At 71.9% G+C, this 24711-nt stretch carries 21 protein-coding genes; 11 read left to right on the top strand and 10 right to left on the bottom strand.

The annotated features are described in order from the left end of the window. Positions 1 to 27: 27 nt before the first annotated feature. The gene (locus ACIPYQ_RS23990; protein ID WP_401254618.1) at positions 28 to 1302 is read right to left on the bottom strand and encodes an ABC transporter substrate-binding protein; all 1275 of its coding nucleotides are present in this window, start codon (positions 1300 to 1302) and stop codon (positions 28 to 30) included. A 169-nt stretch (positions 1303 to 1471) separates the two neighbouring features. Between ACIPYQ_RS23990 and ACIPYQ_RS23985 the strand changes: the two genes are divergently transcribed. The 4 genes from ACIPYQ_RS23985 to ACIPYQ_RS23970 all read left to right on the top strand — a co-directional run bounded on the left by ACIPYQ_RS23985 (position 1472) and on the right by ACIPYQ_RS23970 (position 6729). Further along, on the top strand, positions 1472 to 1978 hold the full coding sequence (locus ACIPYQ_RS23985; RefSeq protein ID WP_361766233.1) for a PadR family transcriptional regulator: 507 nt from the start codon (positions 1472 to 1474) through the stop codon (positions 1976 to 1978). Further along, positions 1975 to 2742 carry an ABC transporter ATP-binding protein gene (locus tag ACIPYQ_RS23980; protein ID WP_361766236.1) on the top strand — a complete coding sequence of 256 codons (768 nt, stop codon included), beginning with the start codon at positions 1975 to 1977 and terminating at the stop codon, positions 2740 to 2742. The genes ACIPYQ_RS23985 and ACIPYQ_RS23980 overlap by 4 nt, the downstream gene beginning before the upstream one ends. A 2-nt stretch (positions 2743 to 2744) precedes the next feature. Continuing rightward, positions 2745 to 5069 (top strand): FtsX-like permease family protein, encoded by a 2325-nt coding sequence (locus ACIPYQ_RS23975; RefSeq protein WP_401254613.1) that lies wholly within the window; start codon positions 2745 to 2747, stop codon positions 5067 to 5069. Positions 5070 to 5334: 265 nt separating this feature from the next. Further along, a complete protein-coding gene (locus ACIPYQ_RS23970; RefSeq protein WP_401254610.1) occupies positions 5335 to 6729 on the top strand; it encodes a chloride channel protein in 1395 nt (464 codons plus the stop codon). 37 nt (positions 6730 to 6766) lie between these two features. Here the strand turns inward: ACIPYQ_RS23970 and ACIPYQ_RS23965 are convergent, their stop codons facing one another. Together ACIPYQ_RS23965 and ACIPYQ_RS23960 are read right to left on the bottom strand one after the other, a co-directional pair. Beyond that, on the bottom strand, positions 6767 to 8197 hold the full coding sequence (locus ACIPYQ_RS23965) for a DUF2252 domain-containing protein (RefSeq protein ID WP_401254607.1): 1431 nt from the start codon (positions 8195 to 8197) through the stop codon (positions 6767 to 6769). A gap of 90 nt (positions 8198 to 8287) precedes the next feature. Then, complete coding sequence (locus tag ACIPYQ_RS23960; RefSeq protein ID WP_361766248.1) at positions 8288 to 8614, bottom strand: carboxymuconolactone decarboxylase family protein; 327 nt, start codon at positions 8612 to 8614, stop codon at positions 8288 to 8290. Between the two features lie 199 nt (positions 8615 to 8813). Here ACIPYQ_RS23960 and ACIPYQ_RS23955 point away from each other — a divergent pair, with 199 nt between their 5' ends. The 5 genes from ACIPYQ_RS23955 (at position 8814) to ACIPYQ_RS23935 (ending at position 13159) form a co-directional block, all read left to right on the top strand. Beyond that, the gene (locus ACIPYQ_RS23955; protein WP_401254603.1) at positions 8814 to 10208 is read left to right on the top strand and encodes an MFS transporter; all 1395 of its coding nucleotides are present in this window, start codon (positions 8814 to 8816) and stop codon (positions 10206 to 10208) included. Positions 10209 to 10235: 27 nt separating this feature from the next. Beyond that, complete coding sequence (locus tag ACIPYQ_RS23950) at positions 10236 to 10532, top strand: amphi-Trp domain-containing protein (RefSeq protein WP_401254600.1); 297 nt, start codon at positions 10236 to 10238, stop codon at positions 10530 to 10532. 50 nt (positions 10533 to 10582) lie between these two features. After that, positions 10583 to 11548: a hypothetical protein gene (locus ACIPYQ_RS23945; protein WP_401254598.1), complete on the top strand. Its 966-nt coding sequence runs from the start codon at positions 10583 to 10585 to the stop codon at positions 11546 to 11548. 125 nt (positions 11549 to 11673) lie between these two features. Then, positions 11674 to 12768: a glutamate--cysteine ligase gene (locus ACIPYQ_RS23940; protein WP_401254595.1), complete on the top strand. Its 1095-nt coding sequence runs from the start codon at positions 11674 to 11676 to the stop codon at positions 12766 to 12768. Positions 12769 to 12853: 85 nt separating this feature from the next. Then, on the top strand, positions 12854 to 13159 hold the full coding sequence (locus tag ACIPYQ_RS23935; RefSeq protein ID WP_401254592.1) for an SHOCT domain-containing protein: 306 nt from the start codon (positions 12854 to 12856) through the stop codon (positions 13157 to 13159). Between the two features lie 51 nt (positions 13160 to 13210). Here ACIPYQ_RS23935 and ACIPYQ_RS23930 read toward each other — a convergent pair whose 3' ends face one another. From ACIPYQ_RS23930 to ACIPYQ_RS23910, 5 genes are all read right to left on the bottom strand, one after another. Continuing rightward, entirely contained in the window at positions 13211 to 13675 is a 465-nt protein-coding gene (locus ACIPYQ_RS23930; protein ID WP_401254589.1) for a DUF6325 family protein, read from the bottom strand. A gap of 149 nt (positions 13676 to 13824) precedes the next feature. Continuing rightward, positions 13825 to 14517: a GAP family protein gene (locus tag ACIPYQ_RS23925; protein WP_401254586.1), complete on the bottom strand. Its 693-nt coding sequence runs from the start codon at positions 14515 to 14517 to the stop codon at positions 13825 to 13827. A gap of 28 nt (positions 14518 to 14545) precedes the next feature. Beyond that, the gene (locus ACIPYQ_RS23920) at positions 14546 to 16420 is read right to left on the bottom strand and encodes a glycoside hydrolase family 15 protein (protein ID WP_401254583.1); all 1875 of its coding nucleotides are present in this window, start codon (positions 16418 to 16420) and stop codon (positions 14546 to 14548) included. A gap of 54 nt (positions 16421 to 16474) precedes the next feature. Continuing rightward, positions 16475 to 16894, bottom strand: coding sequence for an SHOCT domain-containing protein (locus tag ACIPYQ_RS23915; RefSeq protein ID WP_401254580.1), 420 nt, complete (start codon positions 16892 to 16894; stop codon positions 16475 to 16477). 106 nt (positions 16895 to 17000) lie between these two features. After that, positions 17001 to 17834: a class II glutamine amidotransferase gene (locus ACIPYQ_RS23910; RefSeq protein WP_401254577.1), complete on the bottom strand. Its 834-nt coding sequence runs from the start codon at positions 17832 to 17834 to the stop codon at positions 17001 to 17003. Positions 17835 to 18072: 238 nt separating this feature from the next. Between ACIPYQ_RS23910 and ACIPYQ_RS23905 the strand changes: the two genes are divergently transcribed. Together ACIPYQ_RS23905 and ACIPYQ_RS23900 are read left to right on the top strand one after the other, a co-directional pair. Then, positions 18073 to 20820, top strand: coding sequence for a SpoIIE family protein phosphatase (locus tag ACIPYQ_RS23905; RefSeq protein ID WP_401254574.1), 2748 nt, complete (start codon positions 18073 to 18075; stop codon positions 20818 to 20820). 121 nt (positions 20821 to 20941) lie between these two features. Further along, positions 20942 to 22087 carry an ABC transporter substrate-binding protein gene (locus tag ACIPYQ_RS23900; protein ID WP_401254571.1) on the top strand — a complete coding sequence of 382 codons (1146 nt, stop codon included), beginning with the start codon at positions 20942 to 20944 and terminating at the stop codon, positions 22085 to 22087. Between the two features lie 3 nt (positions 22088 to 22090). Here ACIPYQ_RS23900 and ACIPYQ_RS23895 read toward each other — a convergent pair whose 3' ends face one another. Further along, positions 22091 to 22600: a hypothetical protein gene (locus ACIPYQ_RS23895; RefSeq protein WP_401254569.1), complete on the bottom strand. Its 510-nt coding sequence runs from the start codon at positions 22598 to 22600 to the stop codon at positions 22091 to 22093. A gap of 135 nt (positions 22601 to 22735) precedes the next feature. Next, positions 22736 to 24631 (bottom strand): glycoside hydrolase family 5 protein, encoded by a 1896-nt coding sequence (locus ACIPYQ_RS23890; RefSeq protein WP_401254566.1) that lies wholly within the window; start codon positions 24629 to 24631, stop codon positions 22736 to 22738. Between the last annotated feature and the right edge of the window lie 80 nt (positions 24632 to 24711).

The following is a 24711-nucleotide window of genomic DNA, read 5'->3' as shown; positions in this document are numbered from 1 at the left end:
AGCCCTGAGGGAGGTGCCGGAGTGCGATCAGCGCTTGCGGGAGATGGTCCCGAGCTCGCGCGCAAGCCGCGCCACCGCCTGCTCGGGTGTGTGGCGCAGCGCCATCAGGTCCTGCGCCGAGGCCTGCACGGCGAGGCTCACCTGGTCGTAGCGCGGGCTCTTGGGGCGCGGCGCCGCCGACAGCACGCTCTGGCGGAGCGTGGGCAGGTACGGATACGCGCGGATCAGCTCGGGATCCTCGTACAGCGCGGCGCGCACCGGTGGCAGCGAGCCCTCGGTGAGCACCTGCCGCTGGACCCGTTCGCTCGTGAGGTAGGAGATGAGATCGGCCGCCGACGCGGGATGCCGCGCACTGCTGCTGACGGCGAGGTTGGAGCCGCCCAGCACGCTGGTGCCGGGCCCGTCGGGTCCGGGCAGCGGCACGGCGCCGAACCGGCCCGCGACCTTCGACCCTTCCGCGCTCGCGTCCGCGTACAGATAGGGCCAGTTCCGCAGGAAGAGCAGCCGGCCGTCCTGGAACGCCTGCCGGGACTCCTCCTCCTTGTAGCCGAGCGCGTCGCGGGAGATCCAGCCGTCCCGGACGCCGTCCGCGAGGAAGCGCAGTCCGGCGCGCGCCGCGTCCGAGTCCACGGTCACCCGGGCGCCGTCGCCCTGCAGGATCGAACCGCCCGCCGAGTGCACGGCCTCGGTGACGTTGACGGTGAGCCCCTCGTACGGCAGGAACTGGCCGGCGTAGCCGTCCAGCCCGTGCTTCGGGGCGATCGTGCGCGCCTGGCGGACGAGGTCCGCCCAGGTGCGCGGCGGCTCCTCGCCTTCCTCGTCCAGCACGTCCTTGCGGTAGTAGAGCAGTCCCGCGTTGGTGACGTACGGGACCGCGTACAGCCGGCCGTCGAAGGTCGCGGTGTCGACGACCGGCCGCAGGAAGGTGTCCAGGGGGAAGCGGTCGCGCCGGAGCGGGGAGATCCATCCGGCGGCCGCGAACTCGGACGTCCAGGCGACGTCGATGTTCAGCACGTCGAACCGGTTGTTGCCCGATCTCAGTTCGCTGATCATCTGGGCCCGGGTCTCGTCCGCCGAGTCGGGCAGCTCGACGAGCGTGACGCGCTCGCCGGGATGGCTCTCGTTCCAGTCGTCCAGCAGCGGGGGGAGGTAGTCGGTCAGATCGCCCGCCGTCACGAGCGTGAGGGGGCCGCGGGCCCCGGAGGCCGCTCCCGCGTCCGCACGGACGCCGAAACCGGCGTATCCCGCCAGCACCACCGCCGCGACCAGGAGAGCTCTACCCGCGGCACGTGTCCACCGCATAGGTTCCTCCCAGTGCACGATCCGGCTGCGCCGCCGACCATCGCGGCCTATATATACCCGTTAGGCATGGGCGATACTAGACGCCCAGGCAGACAAGACGGGTGGCGATGGCCACTGGCCCGATGCCGGGTGAACAGTTGACTACGGAGCGGGAAGGAGGGGGGAGCGAGTGCGGCTGGCGCTCCTGGCACTCCTCGCCCGTGGCCCCGCTCACGGTTACGAGCTCAAGCAGGACCTTGAGAAGCTCTTGGGCGCCGCGTACCCTCAGCCCAACGTCGGCCAGGTCTACGTCACCCTCGGCCGGCTGGAGAAGAGCGGTCTGATCGACGGCGAGGAAGTCGAGCAGTCGGGCCGGCCCAACAAGCGCACCTACCGGCTGACGGACGCCGGGCACGAGACCGTGCTGGCCTGGTTCGAGGACACCGCCGAGGAACCCCGGGTACGGGACGAGTTCTTCATGAAGCTCGCTCTCGCGCCGGAGTCGGGTCTGGCCGACCCGGTCGCGCTGATCAACAAGCAGCGGCGGCAGTACCTCAACACCATGCGGGACCTGTCGAAGCTGGCCGCGGCCGAGGACCGCGACAACAAGATCTCCCAACTGCTGATCGAGGGCGCCATGCTGCACCTGCAGGCCGACCTCGACTGGCTGGAACGCTGCCAGGAGGAGCTGGAATGAGCGACGACGCCACCATCGCTCCTGCGGTACCCATCGTCCGCGCCGAGGGCCTGACCAAGACCCACCACGGCGAGGGCGCGCCGGTGCACGCCGTGCGCGGGGTGGACCTGGCCGTCCAGCCGGGCGAGTTCGTCGCGGTCACCGGGCCGTCGGGAGCCGGCAAGTCGACACTGCTGCACCTGGTCGGCGGCCTCCAGCGGCCCGACGGCGGCAAGCTCTGGATCGGCGGACAGCGGGTCGACGAGTACCGCGAGGCGCGCTGGGCGGTCCTCAGGCGGCGCAGCATCGGCGTCGTCTTCCAGTTCTTCAACCTGGTCTCCAACCTCACGGTCGCCGACAACGTCGAGCTCCCGGCTCTCCTCGCCGGCGTCTCCCCGAAGGCCGCCCGTGACTCCCGCGCGGAACTGCTCGCCGAACTCGGTCTGGAAGGCCGTGAGCGGTCGATGCCCGGCGAGCTGTCGGGCGGCGAACAACAGCGGGTCGCGCTCGCCCGGGCGCTGGTCAACCACCCCGCACTGCTGCTCGCCGACGAGCCGGCCGGCAGCCTCGACAGCAAGGGAACCCGCGAGGTGCTGCGGCTGCTCTCCCGGTTCCACCAGCGTGGCCAGACGATCATGATGGTGACCCATGACGCCCGGATGGCCAGCGCCGCCGACCGCGTCATCAGCTTCTTCGACGGGCGCATCGCCGACGACGCACAGCTCGGCGACGGGCGCCGCGAGCCGGCCCGTGGTGTCCGTGGCGTACTCGAACTGAAGGAGTGACCGTGCGGGCCACGCTGCGCTGGGCGCACGCCGACCTCCGCGCGCATCGCGGCGAAGCCCTCTTCGTCGTACTGGCCAGCGCCGGGATCATCGCCTCGCTCCTCCTGGCCGGCGCGCTGTTCAGCTACGCCGCGAACCCCTGGCAGCGGATCTTCAACCAGTCCCAGGGCGCGCACATCTGGCTGCACACCCGCGCCGGGGCGGACCTGGACGCCCTGACCGGCGTGGACGGGATCGCCGCCCTCTCGGGGCCCTACCGCACGGCGGCGACGACCGTCGAGTCGCGCGGCGCGCGGGCCGGGGTGACGCTGCGCGCGGCCGCGGTGGAGCCGCCGGGGACGGGACTGCCGATCGTCACCGCGGGCAGCTGGCTGGCCCCGCCGGACGGCGGCGGCGGGGCCGGCACCGTCGTGCTGGAGAGCTCCGTCGCGCGGGCGCTGTGGGCCGAGCCGGGCGACACGGTGCGGGTCACCGGGCCGGCCGGCGCCCCGCGCGCGCTGCAGGTGAGCGGGATAGCCGAGGCGGCCGAGCCGCACTACCGGCCCGGGGGCGGACCGGGCATCGGCTGGGTGCTCCCCGGCACTCTCGACGGGATCGCCCCCGGCGACACCGGGCAGAGCGTGGGCCTGCGCCTGGAGGATCCGAACGACACCGACTTCATGGTCCAGCGCGCCGTGACCGTCCTCGGTGCCGACCGGGTGGCCCAGGTCACCAAGTGGCAGCAGACACGGGCCGAGGCAGGCGGCGACGACCAGCTCCTCGGCCGGATGTTCGCCGTCTTCGGGCTCGGCGCCCTGCTCGCGGCGGCGCTCGCCGCGTCCGGAGCCATCGGCGCCCGGGTCCGTGGGCAGCTGAGGGACATCGCCATCCTCAAGGCCGTGGGCTTCACCCCCGGCCAGGTGACCCGCGGGTTCCTCGTGCAGCACCTGGCCTTCGCGCTCCTCGGCACGGCCCTCGGCACGGCGGCCATCGCCCTGCTGGGCGCGCGGATACCGGGGCGGATCGGCGAGGCGGCGGCGGTGTGGGAGGACCTGCCCGGCCACACCGCGCTGATGATCGGCATCCCCTGCGGCGCGGTCCTGCTGATCGCGGCTGCCACCGGACTCTCGGCATGGCGGGCCGGACGGGTCCCACCGGTGCCGGTGGCACGGGCCGCGTTGCCCTCCGCCGCGCCGATGACCGCACTCGGCAGGCGGGCCCTCGGGATGCGGGTTCCCCCGGCCCTGGTCCTGGGGTGGCGTGCGGCGTTCGCGCGACGCGGCCGGACGGTCATCCCGGTGGCCCGGCTGGCCCTGCCGCTGATGCTCATCACGATCGCTCTCGTCGCCTGGTCGACGCTGGACCAGTTCCGCAGCCGGCCGGCGCAGATGGGACTGCCCGCGGCACTGACCGTACGGGCCCAGCAGCCTGCCGGGCCGTCGGACCCGGAGCTGGAGAAGAGCCTCGCGGCGATCGCGGACGTCGCCGCGGTCCATCCGGGCGCGGAGATGGCGGCGCTCGCGCCGGGGCAGACCGACACCATCACGCTCCGCGGGCTGGGCACGGCCCGGCACCCGTATCCCTCCGCGGTCGTGGAAGGGCGCGCGGTCGACGGGCCGGACGAGGCGGTGGCCGGACAAGGGCTGCTGGATCTCCTCGGGGTGCGGGTCGGCGACTGGGTGCGGATGACCGTCGAGGGGCGGCCGCAGATCCTCCACCTCGTGGGCCGCACCCTCGAACCCGAATCGGGCGGCCGGGTGATCACCACGACCATCGACGCCCTGCGGGAGCGCGATCCGCAGCTGCGGCCCGCCTTCCACGCCTTGGTGCTGCGCGAGGGGGCGGACCCCCGCGCGGTGAGCGGCGCGCTCGCCGCGGCGGCCGGTGGAACGCTGGAGATCCGGGAGACACCGAATCCGGCCGACCGGCTGGAACCGGCACGCGGGGTGATCGCCGCCCTGATCGCGGTGCTGGCCCTGATCGGGCTGACCGAACTGCTGACGCTGATCAGCACCGGCGTACGCGACCGGGGCCGCGACCTGCTCGCGCTGAAGGCGATCGGTCTGACGCCCCGGCAGATCGGATCGATGATCGTGACGGCCGCCGGCCTGACGGCGCTCGTATCCGCCGTGGTGGGCACGACGGTGGGTGTGCTGTCGGGCAGTTGGCTGGTGGACACCCAGGGCGCGTCGAGTGGCATCGGCGCGGGGATCGCGCAACCGCCCCCGCTTCCCGTGCTGTTGACGGTGATCGTCGGGGCGGTGCTGGGCGCGGTGGCGGCTGCTGCGCTCCCGGCGACACGGGCGGCACGGCGGCGCCTGGCGGACTCGCTGAGCGAGACGCTCTGACCCTCCGGGGCCTCTCTGGAGAGCGGCGGGTCCTCGCCCTTGGCCTCGGCTGTCGCGGCGCCATCGATGCAGAGACCGTGACTTGGTGCAGCAGCCACGAACCTTCCGGCGGCGGATACCGCCGGCCGGAGGGATCATCGAGACGAATGGTCCGGCCGCCCCGGCCGCTGCGTCCGGCCGGCGGCGCAGGGGTCGCCGTCGGCACCGCAGCACTGGTGGCTGCCTCGAAGGACCTCGCGGCCAGGCACCAGGAAGAAGGCATTCCATGAAGGAGCCGAGTCCTCGACCCGTTGACGCCCCCAGCGGTCAGCCGCAGGAGGCGGACCGGCTGCGGGAGATCCTCCACGCTCCCGGCTACGTCATGATCCTCGTCTACTCGGCCCTCATCGGCATTCCGGTGTCGCTCATCGCGTTCTGGTTCCTCGTCGGACTCCACGAACTGCAGAACGTCTTCTGGTCGGAGCTTCCGCACCACCTGGGCTGGGACGAGGCCCCCTGGTGGTGGCCGCTGCCCCTGCTGCTCATCGCCGGCCTGATCGTCGGCCTGATCGCCGGCCGGCTCACCGGCGGGGGCGGCCACATACCCGCCGGCGGCCTGCACGCGGGCGCGACGACCCCGGCCGCGCTGCCGGGCGTGGTGCTCGCCGCGGCCGCGAGCCTGCCCCTGGGCGCGGTCCTGGGACCGGAGGCACCCCTGGTCGCCCTCGGTGGCGGCCTGGCCCTGCTCTTCCGGGACCTCACACGGACCCCGGCGACCCCTCAGATCACCGCGCTGCTGGGCGCGGCCGGTGCGGCAGCCGCCATCGCGGCGATCTTCGGCAACCCGCTGATCGCCGCCGTACTCCTCATCGAGGTGTCGGGGATCGGCGGTCCGCAGCTCTTCGCGGTCATGCTCCCCGCCCTGCTCTCCAGCGGAATCGGGGCCCTGGTCTTCACCGGCTTCGGACAGTGGACCGGCCTGGAGACCGGCAGCCTCAACCTCACGCTGCCCACGCCCCTGCCCCGCCTGGACCCGGCGGACGTGCTCTGGACCCTGCTCATCGCCCTCGTCCTCGCCGTGCTCCTGAACCCGGTCCTGGAGGCGGGCCGGCGGGTCGCCGCCTTCGTCTCCGGCCGGGTGCTGCCCCGCACCGTCCTGTGCGCGCTGGGCGCCGCGGCCTGCGCCGCCGTCTACGCGCTGATCACCGGCCGCACGCCCGCGGACGTCGCCCTGTCGGGCCAGGCCACCCTCGGCGAGCTGGCCGCCGACCCGCAGGCCTGGGGCGTGGGCGCGCTGATCGCCGTCCTGCTCCTCAAGACCCTCGCCTACGCGCTCTGCCTCGGCAGCATGCGCGGCGGCGCCATCTTCCCCGCCGTCTTCCTCGGAGCGGCGGCCGGAGCGCTCGTGGCTCCCCTGCCCGGCCTGGGCGCCGTACCGGCCATGGCGGCGGGCATGGCGGCGGCCACCGCCGCCGTGATGCGGCTGCCGGTCAGCAGCGTGGTCCTCGTCGTGCTGCTGCTGGGCAGCTCCGCCATGATCCCCATCGCCATCCTCGCGGCCGTGATCTCCTTCGTCACGACCGAACTGCTCCCGGCCGGCACGGCGCATCCCCCCGCCCCGCTCTCCGAACAGCCCGAGGAAACCGGCGGCCCGGGAGCAGGAGCAGCCGCGGCTCCCTGACGAACCCTGCCGACGGCTTGCCGTGAGCGTGACGCGGTCAGGCCTCCGGCAGTTCCTGCGCCGGCAGCCGGCCCGCCCGTACCGCGTCGACCAGGGCCTGGTGGTCGCGTTCGTTCTGGTCGGCGTACGCCTCGGCGAAGGTGACGAGCGCCCGGTCGAAGGCTTCGCTGCGGCCCAGGTACGCGGCGATCGCAATCCGGTCGCCCGACCGGGCGTGCGCACGGGCGAGGGTGATGCCGCACAGCTCGCCGAACGTCTGCAACTGTGCGGGCGGCATCGTCTCCGGCATGGCGATGCCCTTCCAGTCGCGCAACTGGCGGACGTAGAAGTCGCGCTGCTTGCCGTCGATCCCGTCCACGCGCTCCCAGCCGAGGAAGATGTCGCTCGCCGCCTGCATCAACCGCTGTCCCGAGACCACGCGTTCGCCCTGGTTTCGGTACCTGCTCGCGCCGATGTGGGGGGCGAGCACGGAGGTGTCGGCTTCCTTGGCCTGGAGGAAGAGGGGGTCCCGGCCGTCGCGGCCGAGCAGCAGCAGGATCCAGCAGCGGGTTCCGACGCTGCCGACGCCGACCACCTTGCGGGCCACGTCCGCCAGCCGGTAGTCCTCCAGGAGCGCCCGCCGGTCACTCGCCATCGTGAGGCCGTAGGAGTCCAGCAGGCGGCGGAACCGGCTCTCGAGCTCCCCGCGCTCGACGTCCGGCATCAGGTCCGCGAGCGGTACCAGCAGCGGGGGGTCCGCCGCGATGCTCGGCCGGCCGCCGACCAGCTCCGTGAGTTTGTCGAAGACCTGCAGCGTGTCCCGCGAACGGGCCTTCTCCATCGCACGGGCCAGCTTCTTCCGTCCGCTCTTGTCGAGCTGATCCGTGGTGAGGGCCTCCAGGCGGTCCGCGTCGATCTTCGCGTACCAGACGTCGAGGTTGCCCATGCCGGCGAAGCCGCGCATCGCCTCGCGGTACGAGCGCACCGTGGCGCTCACGATGCCCGCGCGCTCGGCGTCATCGAAGCCGTTCGCCCGGGCCGCGATGACGAAACTCGCCGAGAGCCGTTTGACGTCCCACTCCCAGGGTCCGGGCAGGGTCTCGTCGAAGTCGTTGATGTCGAACATCAGCCGCCGCTCCGGAGAGGCCAGCAGCCGGAAGTTGAGCAGGTGCGCGTCCCCGCACAGCTGGACCGTGACCCCCGAGTCGGGACTGCCGGCCAGGTCGGACGCCATGATCGCGGCGGCTCCCCGGTAGAACCGGAACGGCGACTCCGACATCCTGCTGTAGCGGATCGGCACCAGCTCGGGCACCCGGACCGCGGACTGCTCCTCCAGGATCGCCAGGGGGTCCGGCCTGTCCGGAGACGGCCGGTACACGGCGTGCCCCGACCGCGGCGAGCGGCTCCGGGCCTCCTTGCCCTGGGCCGCGCGTTCCTCGGGTGTGCTGCCGGGGACCGCGCGCATCGAGGTGATCGCGCTCTGGGACATCGCTGCGCTCCTGTCTGGACCTGCGTCCTCAGCACGGGGACGGCGCCCTGCCCGCGCGCCGTCCAGTGGGGTTGCCGTGCGTCGTCCGTGTCAGCCCTGGGCCTCGATCTCGGCCTCGGCGACGGCGATGGCGAAGCCGAGCGCCGTGGCGATGTTGCCGGCTGCCGTCATGACGCGGGCGGTGCCCACGATGGGGGCGATGGCGACCAGTACGTCCTGCAACTGCTCGGCGGTGAGGCCGGCCTGGAGGGCGGGGTCGATGTGGGCGGCGTACGAGATCGGCGGGGCGTCCGATGCCGCGAGGGCCGCGATACGGGTCATCAGGAGCATGTCCGGGGCCAAGCCGCACCGCTCGAGCGAGTCGACCGTCATCGCGGCGAGGGTGTCCAGGACAGGGGTGTCAGATGCAGTGGACATGGTGCACGTCCTCCGGGGTGTGGTCCCGCCCGAGCACGGGGCAAAGTGAGGGGAGAGCATGGCCGTGACCACCGGCATGCCTTCGTTTCCACCCTAGAACCTCACCGGGTACGGCGCATGGGGGCGCATCCCCCCGGTCCGGCGTGCGGCGAGCCGGGGCGCGGCGCAGGCTTGAGGCAGTCAGAAGGGAGCAGCGCCGGTGGCCGAAGCCGATACCCCGGGACGTGCGCCCGGTGCCCTGCGCGGTGTGCTGGCCCCGCTCGCCCTGGCGCAGTTCATCTGCAGCTTCGCCGGTTCGAACATGAACGTGATGATCAACGACATCAGCGAGGACCTCGACACGACCGTGCAGGGGGTCCAGGTCGCGATCACGATCTTCCTCCTGGTCATGGCAGCGCTGATGATCCCCGGCGGCAAGCTGACCGACCGCTACGGACGCAAGCGGTGCTTCCTGACCGGTCTCGCCGTGTACGGTGTCGGCGCCCTGCTGAGCGCCGCCGCCCCGGGGCTGGGCGTCCTCATCCTCGGCAACTCGATCCTCGAAGGCATCGGTACGGCGCTGCTCATCCCGCCCGTCTACATCCTCACGACGCTGCTCTTCACCGAAATGACCTCACGTGCCCGCGCCTTCGGGACCATCATGGCGCTGGGAGGCATCGGCGCGGCCGCCGGGCCGCTGATCGGGGGACTCATCACCTCGGCCATCAGCTGGCGGGCGGCCTTCGTGTTCCAGGCCGTGGTGATCGCCCTGATCATCATGCTGAGCCGCCGGATCGAGGACCCCCTGCCACCGGATCCCACGCGCCCCTTCGACACCGGTGGAGCGGTCCTCTCCGCCGTCGGGCTCGTCCTGCTCGTCACGGGGATCCTGGCGGCGGACGACAACGTCTGGCTCATGCTCGCTCTGATCGTCCTCGGTGCGCTCGTGCTGCTGTGGTTCTTCCTGTCGGTCCGCGCCAAGGAGCGGGCCGGCGAGGAGCCGCTCCTGCCGACGAGCCTGTTCCGCAACCGCACGTCCAATCTGGGTCTCGTCACGCAGAACCTGCAGTGGCTGGTGCTCATGGGGACCTCGTTCACCGTCGCGGCCTACCTCCAGGTGGTGCGGGGATACGACGCGATCCAGACCGGCGTGATCTTCACGGCGGCCACGCTCGGTCTGCTCGTGACGTCGCTGGCCGCCGCGCGCCTGGCGCAGCGGTACGCCCAGCGCACCCTCATCATGGCGGGCTTCGTGCTGACGACCGCCGGAGTCGCCGTCCTGCTGGCCATGGTGGGCGGCTCCCCGAGCCCTTGGGCCTTCGCGCCCGGACTGCTGCTGATCGGCCTGGGGCTCGGTGTGATGCTGACCCCGTCGGTCAACGTCGTGCAGTCGAGCTTCCCCGAGGAGCAGCAGGGCGAGATCTCCGGGCTGTCGCGCTGCGTGTCCAACCTCGGCTCATCGCTCGGCACCGCGATCGCCGGCACCATCCTCGTCGCCGGCCTCACCACCCACGCCTACGCGGCCGCGATGATCACCCTGGCCGTCCTCGGGCTCGCCGGCCTCGCCGCCGCCGTGTTCCTCCCCCGGGGTGCGCGGTCAAGCACCGTTCCCTAGCTGCCGCCGCAGCGGATTGGAGATGTCGTGAAGGACCTCAAGTTCGAGCAGAAGGGCTCCCTGTCCCGCATCGAGGCCGCTGATCAGCTCTCCGCGCTGGCGGAGGCGCTGAGGCAGGGCGGCAACGTCGAACTGGAATTCGGCTCCGGGACGCTGAGTCTGCAGGTCCCCGACGAGGTCAGCACCGAGATCGAGGTCGAAGTCGGCGACGGACAGGTCGAGCTGGAGGTCGAACTCAAGTGGCCCACCGTGCAGACCGGGGCCGCGCCGTCACGGACGAAGCGCCCGGCACGCAGCCGGAGCAAGGCGGCCAGGACGTCGTGACCGCGACGGGGGGCTTCGGCTCCGGATGACTCGTACGACGGGAGCTTCGCGTGTCACACCGCCTGCTGCCCGGCCTCGCGCGGGCGACCGGCGCGGCCGCCTTCGTGATCGCCCTGGCCGCCGCGCCGCCCGGGCCCGCGCTCGCGTTCACCGGTGACAACCACGAGGACATCACCCGGGCGGCCCTGCCCTGGGAGCCGGTCACCCTGTCCGCGATGGCCGGCGCCCGCGACGGGGCGGTCAACGCCAATGACCACGGCGGATACTTCGCCCTCGGCCCGCTGCACTGCGACAATGCCGACTACCTCGCCCCCCGCTACGTCCAGCACTATCCCCGCAGCCGGGACGAGGCCACCACCGAGCTCCTCGCCTGCATCCGTACCTCCGTCGCGCGCTTCCGGAACGCGGTCCGGGCGGCCGACGGCCTCGTCGACGCGGACGGCAAGGTCCGGGCCGACCAGAGCGACCTCTCCTCCCCCTGCACGTGGAAGGAGGCGCCCGACCGCGCCAAGTGCGACGTCCTGGAACAGCTCGGCCGCGGCTGGCACCAGATCGAGGACTTCTACTCGCACTCCAACTGGTCCGACCAGGCCGCCCCCGGTCCGGTCAGCCTCACCGATCCGCCCGGACTGGCCCGTACCGATGTCGCCCCCTTCCTCGACATCCGCCGCTACAGCGCCATGGACGACGCCGACTGGACCCGGGATGCACGCGCCCGCATCCCCGCGGACCTCACGACCGGCTGCTACTCCGACTTCGATTCCACCGGCGTCAAGGCCGAGGACTGCGCCGGCCGGGTCACTCACAACCAAGGCCTCAACAAGGACACCCCCGCATCCCCCCGCTCGAGGACCGGCGACAACTTCGGACACGCCGTGTCCGGGGCCACCGCCGAGATCGCCCGCCAGTGGAACGACTTCAAGGCCGAGCTGCTCTCGGCCTATCCGGATCACCGGCGCGGCGAGCGGATGATCTGCGCCCTGGTCCACGACGACCCCGGGTCGAGCTGCACCTGAACCCGGTCGCGCCCGGCCCGTCTCACCCGTGCCACGCTGACGCGAAGAGCGGCACTTTTTCCCCTATTACGCCGAAATAACCCTTCATCTGGGTGGTCACGGCGGGTTCGGGGTAGCCACCCGGCATGATCACTTTTGGGGTCGAGGAGGAGTACCTGCTGGTCGACCCGGAGACGCTCCTTCCCGTTCCGCTGGTACAGGAGGTGCGTGCCACGGCCAGCCTCACACCGCTCGCGGACGCGCGAGAGGTCCAGGACGAGCTCCTCCAGGCACAGATCGAGGTCGCCACCCCCGTGTGCACGGGCCTGGAGGAGGTGGGGGGCCATCTCCTGCGGCTGCGTCACGCGGTGGCCTCCGCCGCCCAGGCCCACGGCTGCCGCATCGCGATCTCCGCCACCGCCCCGGTCAGGGACGTGCTCCCGGTCCCCGTCACCAGCACGGCGAGGTATCTGAGGATGCGCGGAGAGGCCCGGTTGCTGGTCGACGAGCAGCTGATCTGCGGCATGCACGTCCACGTGGGGATTCCCGACCCGGAGACCGGGGTGGCCGTCCTGAACCGGCTGCGCGTCTGGCTTCCGACGCTGCTGGCGATGTCCGCGAACGGGCCCCTCTGGGACGGGCGGGACACCGGCTTCGCCAGCTGGCGCACGATCATCTTCGGGCGCTGGCCGGTCAGCGGCCCGCCCCCGTACTTCGCCGGGTTCGCGGACTACGAGGCGCGGGCCGACGATCTGGTGGATTCCGGGCTGATCCCCGACCGGGGGCAGCTGTACTGGCAGGCCCGGCTCTCCGAGCGCTACCCGACCATCGAGGTGCGCTGCTGCGACGTGCAGCTGGAGGCGGACGACGCGGTCATGCTCGCAGGCATCGTCCGCGCCCTCGCCGCCACCGCGATCGCCGAGGAGAAGGCGGGGGTCGCTACCCCGCCGTGCCGGCCGGAGATCCTTCAAGCCGCGACGTGGCACGCGGCCCGGCACGGGATGAGCAGCACGCTGATGGAGCCGGGAGGCCGGCTGCGGAGCAGCGGGGACGTGCTGTGCGCCCTCCTGCGGCACATCCGCCCCGCCCTGGAGGAGAACGGCGACTTCCGCGAGGTGAGCTCGCTCGTTCACCGGCTCCTGCGGCACGGCACCTCGGCCGACCGCCAGCGCCGGGCCCTGGCCGAGACCGGCCTGCCTGCGGTCGCGGCCCTGATCACCGCCGGAGCCACCACCGGGTGAGCCGCTCGCCGAGGTGCGATGCTGGAGGGAGTGGAGGGCCGGCGGCTGGACTTCCGGGCCGGCCCCGTCAGCAAGGGAGGACGACGTGCCTGGTCTTCTTCGAGGAGTAGCGCGCACCGCAGTGATCGCCGGCACGGCGACGGCGGTCTCCAACCGAGTGTCGCGGCGCCAGGCGGGCCGGTGGGCCGCGCAGGACGATCAAGCCGCTGCGCAGCAGCAGCAGTACGCTCAGCCCCCGCAACAGCCCGCAGCCCCCGCCGCCGCTCCGCCGATTGCGGACGACATGAGCAGCAAGATCGACCAGCTCAAGGAGCTCGGGGCGTTGAAGGAGCAGGGAATCCTGACGGAGGCGGAGTTCGCGGAGCAGAAGAGCAGGATCCTCAGCGCCTGACCGCGCGGTGACGGCTGACCGCCGCGGTGACCCGGCCGGATGCCGGCCGGGTCACTGCGGCGGTTGGCCGCCTTCGGCTGCTTCCTCCGCGTCGAGGGAGGCGAGCAGGGCCTGCACCGGGATGCGGCCGCTGGCCACCATCTGCGCGCCGCTGCGGCGCAGGGCCCGGGCGAAGGGGGCGGCCCACCGGTTCTCGTAGACCAGGATGGCGGCCGCGTTGCCCGGCTGGAGGGCGTGGCCCGCTTCCTCGAGGTCCTCCTGGTCGAGCAGTTCGGACGACGCGCCTTCGAAGACGGACAGGCCGAAGGAGTTCTCCGCGTCGTCGAGGCCCGTGAGCTCCAGGGCCGTGACGGTTCCGTCAACGTCCTTCTGCACGAAGCGGAGGTCGAGGAGGTGGATGATGCCCTTTTCCACCAGGTCGATCAGCAGGGGGAACGCCTCGCCCGTCATGCGGTTGCCGGGGAACTCGACGACCAGGTAGTCGACGGGGCCCATGTCTTCGATGTCGTCGCTCATGCGCACTCCTCGCGTGTGCCTCGGCGGCCCGGCGGTGTGGGCTGGGGAAATGCGTCGCTGGTCGCCGGGCACGGCTCTGCACTCATTGCAGCATCCGCCGCAGGGCCACGCACCTCCACGCCACGGCGACGGCGCACGGTGGCGGGGTGTCAGCCGGTGAGCTGGTAGAGGCTCCTGCCGACGAGCCACAGTCCCAGCAGGAGGCACAGGACGACGATCGCCTGGTCCTTGTGCCGTTCCAGCCATGCGCGCAGGCCCAGCAGGGCGCGTTGGGCCTTCTCCGGCGCGAACACCATGTACAGCTCCATGCCCAGCAGGGTGGAGGTGGCCAGGAGGCAGAAGGCCATGAGGGCCAGGAAGGACCCTCCGTGGGAGAGGTCGGCCTGGACGACGGTGGTGGCCGCAGCGGCGACCATCCCCCAGGGCTGGAGGAGCACGGCGAGGGCCGCCGCGGACCATCCGGTGGCGTCGTCCATCCGCGACGACACGGATGACCCGGAGGCGGCCGAGGCATCGGTCCCCTCCGGTGCGGAGGGATCCGCGGTCGCGGTGGCACGGCGGCCGCGGCGCCGCCGGTGCTCGCTGTACACGACCAGGCCGACGCCGATCACCAGCGTGGCCACGAGCGCCGCGATCGAGGGGGGAGAGCGGGGCGGGGGCGGCTCCCCGCCGGTGAAGAGGAGGACGAGCGCGATCACGGCCACGAGGCACGCCAGCCAGGCGATGATGAACGCCAGGCCCTTGCGCACCCCGCCGGGTGCGGACACCACCAGGACGAAGGCCATGATCGGCAGCGGGAACAGCGTGACCGCCAGGCCGATGAGGAGCAGGTCGAGCACCATCGCGGCTCACCCCCTCGCGGAGCGGGCCTCAGGCCGCGGCCGCGGTCCGGTCGAGTTCGGCGTCGAGTTCGGTGTCGAGGGCGAGGGCCGCGGTGATGAGGGCGAGGTGGGTGAAGGCCTGGGGGAAGTTGCCGAGCTGTTCTCCGGTGAGGCCGACCTCTTCGGCGAACAGCCCCACGTGGTTGGCGTAGGTGAGCATCTTGTCGAAGGAGTAGCGGGCCTGATGGAGGCGGCCGGCTCTGGCGAGGGCGTAGACGTACAGGAAGGAACACAGGGAGAAGGTGCCCTCGGAGCCCTCCAGGCCGTCGGGGGACGCCTCCGGGTCGTAGCGGTAGACGAGGCTGTCGGAGACGAGTTCGCTGTCCATGGCGTCGAGGGTGGACAGCCAGCGCGGATCCTTGGGGGCGATGAATCCGACCATGGGCATGAGCAACAGGGAGGCGTCCAGGACGGTGTTGTCGTACTCCTGGACGAACGCGTGACGTTTTTCGCTCCAGCCGAGGGTCATGATCTGCTCGAGGATCGCGTCCCGTGCCGCCGTCCAGCGGGACAGGTCGCCGGGGCGGGCCGTGGCCGTGGCCTGGCGGATGCCGCGGTCGAGGGCGACCCAGCACATGAGGCGGCTGTAGGTGAAGTCCTTCTGGCCGCCCCGGGTTTCCCAGATGCCCTCGTCGCGGCGGTCCCAGTTCGCGCAGAGCCAGTCCAGCAGGGCGGCGCAGCGCTGCCAGTCGTCGTAGCCGATGACGTTGCTGACCTGGCCGGTCTGGGCGAGGGCGTAGATCGCCTCGCCGTAGATGTCCATCTGCAGCTGGTCCGCGGCGCCGTTGCCCGAACGTACCGGTACGGAGCCGCGCCACCCCTCCATGTGGTCGAGGACCTCCTCGGTCAGGTACGGGTCGCCGTCGACGCGGTACATGATCTGCAGGGGTTCGCCGTTGGGAGCGCCGCCGTCCTTCAGCCGTCGCAGCAGCCAGCTGCGGAAGGCGTTGGCCTCGTCGGTGAATCCGAGGTCGCGCATGGCTCGGACCGAGAGGGAGGCGTCGCGGACCCAGGTGTAGCGGTAGTCCCAGTTGCGCTCCCCGCCCTCCTGCTCGGGCAGGCCCATGGTGGCGGCGGCGATCGGCGCGCCGGTCGGTGCGTACGTCATCAGCTTGATGGTGATCGCGGAGCGGTTGACCATCTGCTGCCAGCGGCCGCGGTAGGTGCAGTGCCCGATCCAGTCGTGCCAGAAGTCGCGCACGGCGTTGAACTCCTCCACCATGTCGCGCACGTTCACCTCCGGCGGGGCCGCCCCGCCGGCGTCGCAGACGGTCAGCACGACGGCCGCGCGTTCCCCCTCGGCCAGGGCCACGCTCGCCCACACGTCGCTCTCGTCGGCCTCCAGCGCGACCGGCCCCAGTGCTTGCAGGTACGCCGTGATGCCGGGTCCGTCGAAGCGGGCGGTGGCACCGTCGAACGTCAGGTCGTGAGGTGCGCGGCCGTAGTCGAAGCGGGGGCGGCACTCCAGGCTGAAGCGCGCGGTCCCGCGGACGCCGCGCATGACCCGCACCACCTGGTGCCGGTCGGTGACGGTGTGCGGATCGCGCACGGGCATGAAGTCGATGACCTCGCCGACGCCCTCGGGGGTGAGGAAACGGGTCATGAGGACGGCGGTGTCCGCCATGTAGAGCTGCTGGTTGACGACCCCGGCGGTGCCCGGCAGTTCGTCGTCGGAGCCGGGGAGCACGTCGGCGGTGATGGCGAAGTAGCCGCCACGGCTGTCGTCGAGCAGGCCGGCGAAGATGCTGGGCGAGTCGAAGCGAGGTGAGCAGAACCAGTTGAGTACGCCCTCGGACGAGACGAGGGCACACGTCTGCAGGTCCCCGATCAGACCGTGTTCGGCGATCGGCGGATAGGGGCGCATCGGCCCTCCACAAGGGGATAGGGGCTGCCCGGGCAGGCAGAGCGGGGTCCGTTCTCAGGAGCTGAGGACCTTGGCCTTGGCCTGTTCGTACTCGGCAGCCGTGATGTCGCCGCGGTTCTTGAGGTCGGCGAGCTTCGACAGCGCCTCGGCCTGGTCGGTGGGCCCGGCGCTCTCGCGCACGTAGGAGCGGAAGGCCTGTTGCTGCTTCTGGGCCAGGTTGATCTCGCGTTCGCCCATCCCGCGTCCGCGGGCGATCAGGTAGATGAACACGCCCAGGAACGGCACCACGATGACGAGGATGGTCCAGCCCGCCTTGCCCCAGCCGCTCAGATCGTCGTCACGGAAGATGTCGGCGATGACCCGGAAGAGCAGCATGAACCAGAGCACCCAGAGGAAGATGAGCATCATGGTCCAGAAGAAGTTCAGCAGGGGATAGTCGTAGTCCTCTGCCAGGTCGATCAGCGAGTTCTGCATGGCCCGGTCTCCTGTCGTTCGTGGCGGGCCCGGCGGGCCCGGAGAACACCCCGAGAAAACGGATGAGCGGTCGCGTCAGGCGGGCGCGTCATCCGGGCGCGTCACGTCATGCGGGCACCGGGGTGAAGGGGAAGAGCGCGTCGGCTCCCGGCTGGACGACGCCGTAGCTGCTCTCCGGTACCTCGTTCCAGGCGCCGGGCAGGTCGCCGAGGGGTTCGGAGACGATGAGGCGGGTGTCGTCGGAGACCTCCTGGAGGAACGCCATGTCCGGGTGCAGCCGGCGCAGCGCGTCCACCTTGCTGCTGTAGAACAGCGAGCGGGAGGCGTGGGCGCTGGAGTAGCGGAAGGCCCAGACGCGTTCCCCGTCGGTCATGGCGAGCGTCATCTGGAGCGGGGACTCCACCCCGTGCTCGTGCCCGACGCGCTCCACCACTCCCGCCATCCTGGCGATGGCGGTCGGCGGGTCCTCTTCGAGGCCGAAGGTGAGGGCCAGGTAGAACATCACCTCGGAGTCCGTCGTTCCGCCGATGTCGGCGTACAGGGCGGGATCGACGAGCAGGGTGAGGTCCCGGCGCATCAGGTGGAAACCGGTGATCGCGCCGTTGTGCATGAACATCCAGCGGCCGTGCCGGAAGGGGTGACAGTTCGACTGCTGCACCGCCGTCCCGGTCGACGCCCGGATGTGCGCGAAGAAGAGCGGGGAGCGGACGTGGTCCGCCATCTCCCGCAGGTTGCGGTTGTTCCAGGCGGGACCGACGTCCCTGAGGAGCGCCGGGGCGTCGATGTCGCCCGTGTACCAGCCGATACCGAACCCGTCGCCGTTCGTCGTCTCCACGCCGAGCTTGGAGTGGAGGCTCTGGTCGATCAGGGAGTGAGCCGGTTTGTACAGAATGGTGTCGAGCAGCATGGGCGTTCCCGAATACGCGAGCCATCGGCACATGCGTCATCACCTGCGTTTCTCCAGCATTGCGGGAACCGGACCCTCCCGCGCTCGCCCCCGGTGCGGATTGCCGTGCCTTCCCACCGCGCTGCGGGCGGCGTCGTGCCGATCTCGTCCGGCCATCTCATTCTCGGGTCCCTCCCCGAGGACCGCCACGCGGGCGCGGGCGGCCGCGATCCCCTGCGGGCCGAGGGCCGCTCCCCGCTGCCGACGGCCCGTAAAAATTGGAAGATGGAGTATGACCGACCTCCATCCGGAGCGCGTCCAGCCCGGCAAGGGCAGGGCGCGGCGGCCCCAGCGTCTGTCCTCCCTGCTGAGCGTGCGCAGTGTGGCCGGCGAGGTGTTCCTCCTGCAGCTCGCGGTCGTGGTGCTCCTCGTCGCCGCGGCGGTCGCGGCGCTCGTGGTGCAGGCCCGGAGCGCCGCCATGCTGGACGCCCGGCACCGTACGCTCGCCGCCGCCGGAACGTTCGCGGAGTCCCCGGGAATCGTCGAGGCCCTGCGCAGCCCCGATCCGAGCGCGGTGCTGCAGCCCAGCGCGGAGGCGGCCCGGAAGATCGCCGGAGTCGACGGCATCAACGTGTACAGCCTCGACGGGGTCACCCTCACCCACAGCGACCCGCGGCAGATCGGCAAGCACGTCGTCGGCCCCTTCTCCAAGGCGGCGGCCGGCACGTCCTTCACCGAGACCTTCGAGGGGTCCCTGGGCCAGTCCGTGGTCTCGGTCGTCCCCGTCAAGGACCCCGAGGACCACGTCATCGCCGTCGTCGCCTCCCCGGTCACGGTCCAGAACGTCCAGGGCATGGTGAACCGGCAGCTGCCGGTCGTCCTCGGCAGTGCGGCCGCGGTGCTCGCCCTGTCCGCGGGCGGCACCGCGCTGGTGAGCCGCAGACTGCTGCGCCGGACGCACGGCCTGGGACCGGCCGAGATGACGCGGATGTACGAGCACCACGACGCGGTGCTGCACGCGGTGCGCGAGGGCGTGCTGATCGTCGGCGACGGCGGGCGGCTGCTGCTCGCCAATGACGAGGCGCGGCGGCTGCTGGACCTGCCCGGGGACGCGGAAGGGGTGCCCGTCACCGACCTGGGACTGGGGGAGGCGATGTCCGAGCTGATCGCGTCGGGCCGTTCCGCGACCGACGAGCTGCACATGGCGGGCGACCGGCTGCTGGCGGCGAACATCCGGCCCACCGCCCCCTACGGTCAGGCCGGGACCGTCGTCACCCTGCGGGACACCACCGAGCTGCGGGCGCTCGCCGGCCGGGCCGAGGTGGCCCGGGAGCGGCTGAAGCTGCTCTACGACGCGGGGGTGCAGGTCGGGACGACGCTGAACGTGGAGCGCACGGCGCAGGAGCTGGCGGAGGTGGCGGTCCCGCGCTTCGCCGACGTGGTCACGATCGACCTGCTGGACCCGGTGCTGCGCGGCGAGGAGCCGCCCGAGGAGAACACCGAGATGCGCCGCACCGCCGTCGTCGGCCTGCGGGGCGATCACCCGCTCACCCCCGTCGGCGAGCTGATCCGTTTCGCTCCCGCCGGTCCCATGGCCACCGGGCTGGCCGTCAACCGTGCGGTCCTGGAGGCCGACCTGCGCGCCACCCACCGCTGGCGGGCCCAGCACCAGGCCAACGCCCGGCAGATCCTGGAGCGCGGCATCCACTCCCTGATCGTCGTGCCCCTGCGGGCCCGGGGCGTGGTGCTGGGCATGGCCGGCTACTGGCGGGGGCAGGACTCCCCGGCCTACGATGAGGAGGACGTGTCCTTCGCCGAGGAGCTGACCGCCCGGGCGGCCGTGTCCGTCGACAATGCCCGGCGTTACACCCGCGAGCACAACATGGCCGTCACCCTGCAGCGCAGCCTGCTGCCCCGGGGCGTACCGGAGCAGTCCGCCGTCGAGGTCGCGCACCGCTATCTGGCCGCGCAGGCCGGGGTGGGCGGTGACTGGTTCGACGTCATCCCGCTGCCCGGCACCCGGGTGGCCCTGGTGGTGGGCGACGTCGTCGGCCACGGTCTGCACGCCGCCGCCACCATGGGCCGGCTGCGCACCGCCGTGTACAACTTCTCCACCCTCGACCTGCCGCCGGACGAGCTCCTGAGCCACCTGGACGAGCTGGTCGCCCACATCGACGCCGACGAGCAGGAGTGGCAGGGGATCACCGGAGCCACCTGCCTGTGCGCCATCTACGATCCGGTCTCGGGACAGGTGACCGCCGCCACCGCCGGGCATCCGGGCCCCGCTCTGGTCACCCCCGACGGGACCGTGTCCTTCCCCGAGGTGCCGGTCTCCCCGCCGCTGGGCCTGGGCGCGGGTCTGCCCATGGAGACCATGACGCTCACCCTGCCCGAGGGCTCCCGGCTGGCGCTCTTCACCGACGGGCTGATCGAGAGCCGCGACCGCGATCCGGACGCCGGCCTGGCAGCGCTGCGCGGCGCGCTGTCCGGGCCCGCCCGCACCCCGGAGGAGACCTGCACCGCGGTGATCGACGCGATGCTGCCCACCCGGCCCAGCGACGACGTCGCGCTGCTCGTGGCCCGCACCCGCCTGCTGGACCCGGCGCGGATCGCCGAGTGGGACGTGTCCCCCGATCCCGCGGCGGTGTCCCCCGTGCGCAACGCGTGCGCCCGCCGGCTGGCGGACTGGGGCCTGGAGGACATCGCGTTCACCACGGAACTCATCCTCAGCGAGCTGTTGACCAACGCCGTCCGCTACGGCACCGAGCCCATCCGGGTGAGGCTGCTGTACGACCGCTGCCTGGTCTGCGAGGTCTCCGACGGGTCCAGCACCTCCCCGCACCTGCGCCGGGCCGCGGACACCGACGAGGGCGGCCGCGGCCTGTTCCTCGTCGCGCAGTTCGCCGAGCGCTGGGGCACCCGCTACACCGCGCGCGGCAAGATCATCTGGAGCGAGCAGGCGCTCCACGACGGGGCGGCGCCGGCCGCGATGGATCTCGGGGAGGCGCTCCTGGCCGGGTGGGACGACGAGGGGTTCTGAGAGCGCGCCGGCAGGACGGCCAGAAGGAAGACGGCGGACACCACCGTCCGGGACTGCGCCGCGGAGGCCGCCGAACGTACGCTGGCCTCGATCGGTACCGACCGCCCGTTATGGAGCCTTTGTGCCCGCACCCCGTCTCCGGACAGCCTTCGTCGCCGCCTTCCTGGCCCTCGCGGCCGCGCCCCTCGGCGCCTGCGGGAACGAGTCCGTCACCGCGCCCAAGGCACCCGCGGTGGCCACCTCCGCCGCGAACGCCGGCGGCATGGCGGCACTGACCGCGGCGGCGAAGAAGGAGGGCGCGCTCAACACGATCGCGCTCCCCCGCGACTGGGCCAATTACGGCGCGCTGATCGACGGCTTCGAGAAGAAGTACGGGATCAAGGTCGCGGTGGAGAACCCGCAAGGCACCAGCCAGGACGAGGTCGACGCCCTGAAGGAGCGCAGGACCGATGGGCGCGCCCCCGACGTGATCGACGTGGGGGGCTCGTTCGCGCAGTCCGCTGCCCGGCAGGGCCTGCTCGCTCCGTACGAGGTCGCCGCGTTCGACCGGATCCCCGAGGCGCAGAAGGACCCGGAGGCCCGCTGGTACAACAACTACGGCGGCTACATCTCGATCGGCTGCGACGCCAAGCGGGTGAAGACCTGCCCCTCGACCTTCGCCGATCTGCGCAAACCCGAGTACAAGGGCCAGGTCTCCCTCAACGGAGACCCCACCCAGTCCGGCTCCGCCTTCGCCGGCGTCTACGCGGCGGCGCTGGCGAACGGGGGTTCCTTCGACAACATCCAGCCCGGCATCGACTTCTTCGCCGAACTCAGCAGGAACGGCAACTTCAACCCGATCCAATCCTCACCGGAAACGATCGCGAAGGGCCAGACCCCGATCAGCATCGACTGGGACTTCCTCAACCTCGGATACGCCGAGGACTTCCGCAGGAAGGGCGCGGACGTCGACTGGCGGACGGCCATCCCCTTCGACGGCAGCTTCGCCGAGTACTACGCGAACGGGGTGAACAAGGACGCCCCGCACCCCGCGGCGGCGCGCCTGTGGCAGGAGTACGTCTTCAGCCCGGAAGGCCAGAACCTCCGGCTCGGCGCCTTCGCGCGCCCCGTCCTCATGGACGCCATGGCGGAGGACGGCACCCTCGACAAGACCGCCGCGGAGAAGCTGCCGACGGTCGAGGGCACGCCGACGTTCCCGACGGAGGGGCAGACGGAGAAGGCGAGGGAGACCGTCAACCGCGAATGGGCCGAGGCCGTCCCGGGCTGAGCGTCAGTGTCCGGCGGCGACCTTCACCAGCGCGACCGCCGTCCCGATCGCCGCGTCGATCACGCCGGCGAGCAGCGCGTAGGGCGCCCCTCCGCCCATCCGGATCCCTCCGTAGCACCCCCATGCGAACAAGGTGGCGACGTTGACCCCGGCCGCCGTGAGCAGCGCCGTGTCCAGGGCCATCGCTCCCAGCGCCGAGACGCCGACCAGCGCGAGCGGGCCCACCGCGGACAGCAGCAGCGGGCTGCTGACGAAGAGCATCGTGCGCAGTTCCCGTCCCCGGGCGAGGGCGCCGTGGGTCACGCGATGGGCCTGCTGGTCGGCGACGAGCGCGGCCAGCCAGAGGCCGACCGAGGCGGTCGCGATCGTCGCCGCGGCTCCGGGGGCGGTCACATGGCTGCTGCCGGCGAGCCCGACGACGACGGAGATCATGGTGATCGTCGCGTAGAGCCGTTCCTTGAGCTGGGCCGCGGCCGTCTCCGTTCCCGGTGCACCCGCCGCGTGGTCCGTCACGGATCCCACCGTAAGGTGCGGCCCCACCGGGCACCCGGAGCAACACCGGACGCGGCTCCGCATGCCCGGCGGATGCGCACGTCCGGTGCAGGAGCCCGCGGCTCCCCGGCCCGCGGCGCCCTCAGGCGCCGGGTGTCACAGCTTGCGGCACAGCAGGGCGTCCGGTGTCTTGCCCTTGGCCCACGCCCCGGTGAAGGCGATGCCCGCGACGTACTCGTCCGTGCCGCACTGCCCCTTGCGGTTGCCGTAGGCGAACTCTCCGCCCGGGCCTCCGGCCGGCCGGTTGTCGCCCCGGTCGAACCAGACGGTCCGGCCGCCGGTCCCGAGGGTCCGGCTCGCCTGGGCGCACAGGACCGCGGAGACCGCCTGGCCGCGCACGCTGTAGCCGGTCACGAACTGGTTCGGCCCGCACTGGTACTTGGTGTAGCCGCCCGCCCAGTCGCCCTGCTGTACGTGGCGTTCGTCGCGCACCGCCGTCGGCGCCGGGCCGGCGGCCGCCAGGCCGGGGGCCCCGGCGTCGGTGCACAGCCCGCGCCCGTCACGGTGGGCGAGGCCGACGAGGCGCTGTCCGTCGGGGCAGGTCCCCTTGCGGGCTCCCGCGTCCCAGTCCCCGAGGGCCCGTACGCGGACCGACTGGACCGCGTCGGCGTGGTCGAGGTTGAGCATGTCCCAGGTGTCGGAGACGGCGACCTGGCCGCTCTTCTGCGGGGAGGTGACCAGCCGGTTCCAGTCGGTGGCGCGCCAGTCGCCGCCGTCCAGAAGGCCGGAACGGCGGCCCGCCGCGTCGAAGTTGAGGATGGACCAGGTGCCGTGTCCGGTCCAGCCGACCAGGGGCCAGTAGGCGAAGTCGGTGTCGTTGGCGATCAGGTGGTCCACGAGGTTGCCGAACCAGGCGCGTGCCTGCGGGTTGGTCTCGTCGCTGCCGATGCCGAACTCGCTGATCCACAGGGGTGCGGTGAAGTGGGCGCCCGATTCCGAGGTGACGTAGAACGCCTGGCGCTGCAGGGTCGCGAAGAGCTCCTCGCGGGAGAGTTCCTGGTAGCGCGGGTCGTGGGTCTCGCCCATGCCGGTCGCCCCGGTGTGGTTCGGCCCGGTGTAGCCGTAGAAGTGCGCCGCGTACACCAGCTTGTTCGAGGCGACGAGGGTGTGCGAGAGGGTGCGGACCGGTTCGAGCGTGGGACGGCCGTGGGGCAGCCCGTCGGCCGGGATGCCCTGCCAGTTGATGCCTTCGACGATCACCAGGAGGTCGGGGTTGGCCTCGGTGAGGAGCCGGTCCCCGAGGCGCTGGGAAGCGGCCCACCAGTCGTGGTCGTTGCCCCAGTTCCAGTTGGCGTCGTCGGTGACGGTGCGGCGGACCTCGTTGTAGAGGTCGGCGCCGACGACGCGCTTGTTGTCCTTGTAGCGGCGGGCGAGGGCGATCCAGTCGTTCTCCCACTGCGCGGTGGACTGGCTGGTGTTCCAGCGCTCGTTGCCGTCCAGACCGCAGCAGAAGCGTGAGGTGATGGTGTGGTTGTTGAGGATCACCGCGAAGCCCTCGGCCGTGGTGGCCGCGATGACGGCGTCGAAGACCTGGAGCGGGGTCTTGCCGCGCAGACCCGGGTTGGCGGCGACCGAGGCGTCGGACACCGGGCGCTGGTCGTGCAGCATCTCGTTCGAGAACGGCAGCCGGATGCTGTTGATGCCGAGTTCGTGGAATCCGGCGAGGATCCGCGGGATCGGCGCACGGTCCAGGCCGAGCGGCATCTGGTCGGCCTTCTCGCCGTCGTGATGGCTGGCCGGGTCGTTGATGTCGCCGGAGCCGCTCCACGATCCCTGGGCCCCGTGCCAGTTCGCGGACTTGAGCTTGAAGCGGTTGCCGCCCGCGTCGACGACGTAGCGGCCGCGGGTGCTCAGGGGCGCGGTCCAGGAGTCGGCGAGCGCGGCCGAGGCCGTGGAAGCCGCGGTCGTCGGGGACGCGGCGGTCGGGGAGGCGCCGAGCGCGCCGAGCGCGAGCGCCGCGGCGAGTACCGCCGGTAGTAGGGCTCTTCTCACAGTGTCCTCCGAGGGGTCCTGGGGGGTGGGACGTGCGGGGTGGAGTGGGTGGAACGGTGTGGAGCGGTGGCGCTCGGGTT

The organism is Streptomyces sp. NPDC090045 (genome assembly GCF_044747975.1).
Classification (GTDB): domain Bacteria; phylum Actinomycetota; class Actinomycetes; order Streptomycetales; family Streptomycetaceae; genus Streptomyces.
The sequence above is the reverse complement of the archived record's forward strand: the minus strand, read 5'-3'. Positions and strand labels throughout refer to the sequence as shown.

What these genes read in the sequence shown, in the direction of transcription:
- ACIPYQ_RS23990 (WP_401254618.1), bottom strand. Translation starts at nt 1,302, where the DNA reads ATGCGGTGGACACGTGCCGCGGGTAGAGCTCTCCTGGTCGCGGCGGTG.
- ACIPYQ_RS23980 (WP_361766236.1), top strand. Translation starts at nt 1,975, where the DNA reads ATGAGCGACGACGCCACCATCGCTCCTGCGGTACCCATCGTCCGCGCC.
- ACIPYQ_RS23970 (WP_401254610.1), top strand. Translation starts at nt 5,335, where the DNA reads ATGAAGGAGCCGAGTCCTCGACCCGTTGACGCCCCCAGCGGTCAGCCG.
- ACIPYQ_RS23965 (WP_401254607.1), bottom strand. Translation starts at nt 8,197, where the DNA reads ATGTCCCAGAGCGCGATCACCTCGATGCGCGCGGTCCCCGGCAGCACA.
- ACIPYQ_RS23960 (WP_361766248.1), bottom strand. Translation starts at nt 8,614, where the DNA reads ATGTCCACTGCATCTGACACCCCTGTCCTGGACACCCTCGCCGCGATG.
- ACIPYQ_RS23940 (WP_401254595.1), top strand. Translation starts at nt 11,674, where the DNA reads ATGATCACTTTTGGGGTCGAGGAGGAGTACCTGCTGGTCGACCCGGAG.
- ACIPYQ_RS23930 (WP_401254589.1), bottom strand. Translation starts at nt 13,675, where the DNA reads ATGAGCGACGACATCGAAGACATGGGCCCCGTCGACTACCTGGTCGTC.
- ACIPYQ_RS23925 (WP_401254586.1), bottom strand. Translation starts at nt 14,517, where the DNA reads ATGGTGCTCGACCTGCTCCTCATCGGCCTGGCGGTCACGCTGTTCCCG.
- ACIPYQ_RS23920 (WP_401254583.1), bottom strand. Translation starts at nt 16,420, where the DNA reads ATGCGCCCCTATCCGCCGATCGCCGAACACGGTCTGATCGGGGACCTG.
- ACIPYQ_RS23915 (WP_401254580.1), bottom strand. Translation starts at nt 16,894, where the DNA reads ATGCAGAACTCGCTGATCGACCTGGCAGAGGACTACGACTATCCCCTG.
- ACIPYQ_RS23910 (WP_401254577.1), bottom strand. Translation starts at nt 17,834, where the DNA reads ATGTGCCGATGGCTCGCGTATTCGGGAACGCCCATGCTGCTCGACACC.
- ACIPYQ_RS23905 (WP_401254574.1), top strand. Translation starts at nt 18,073, where the DNA reads ATGACCGACCTCCATCCGGAGCGCGTCCAGCCCGGCAAGGGCAGGGCG.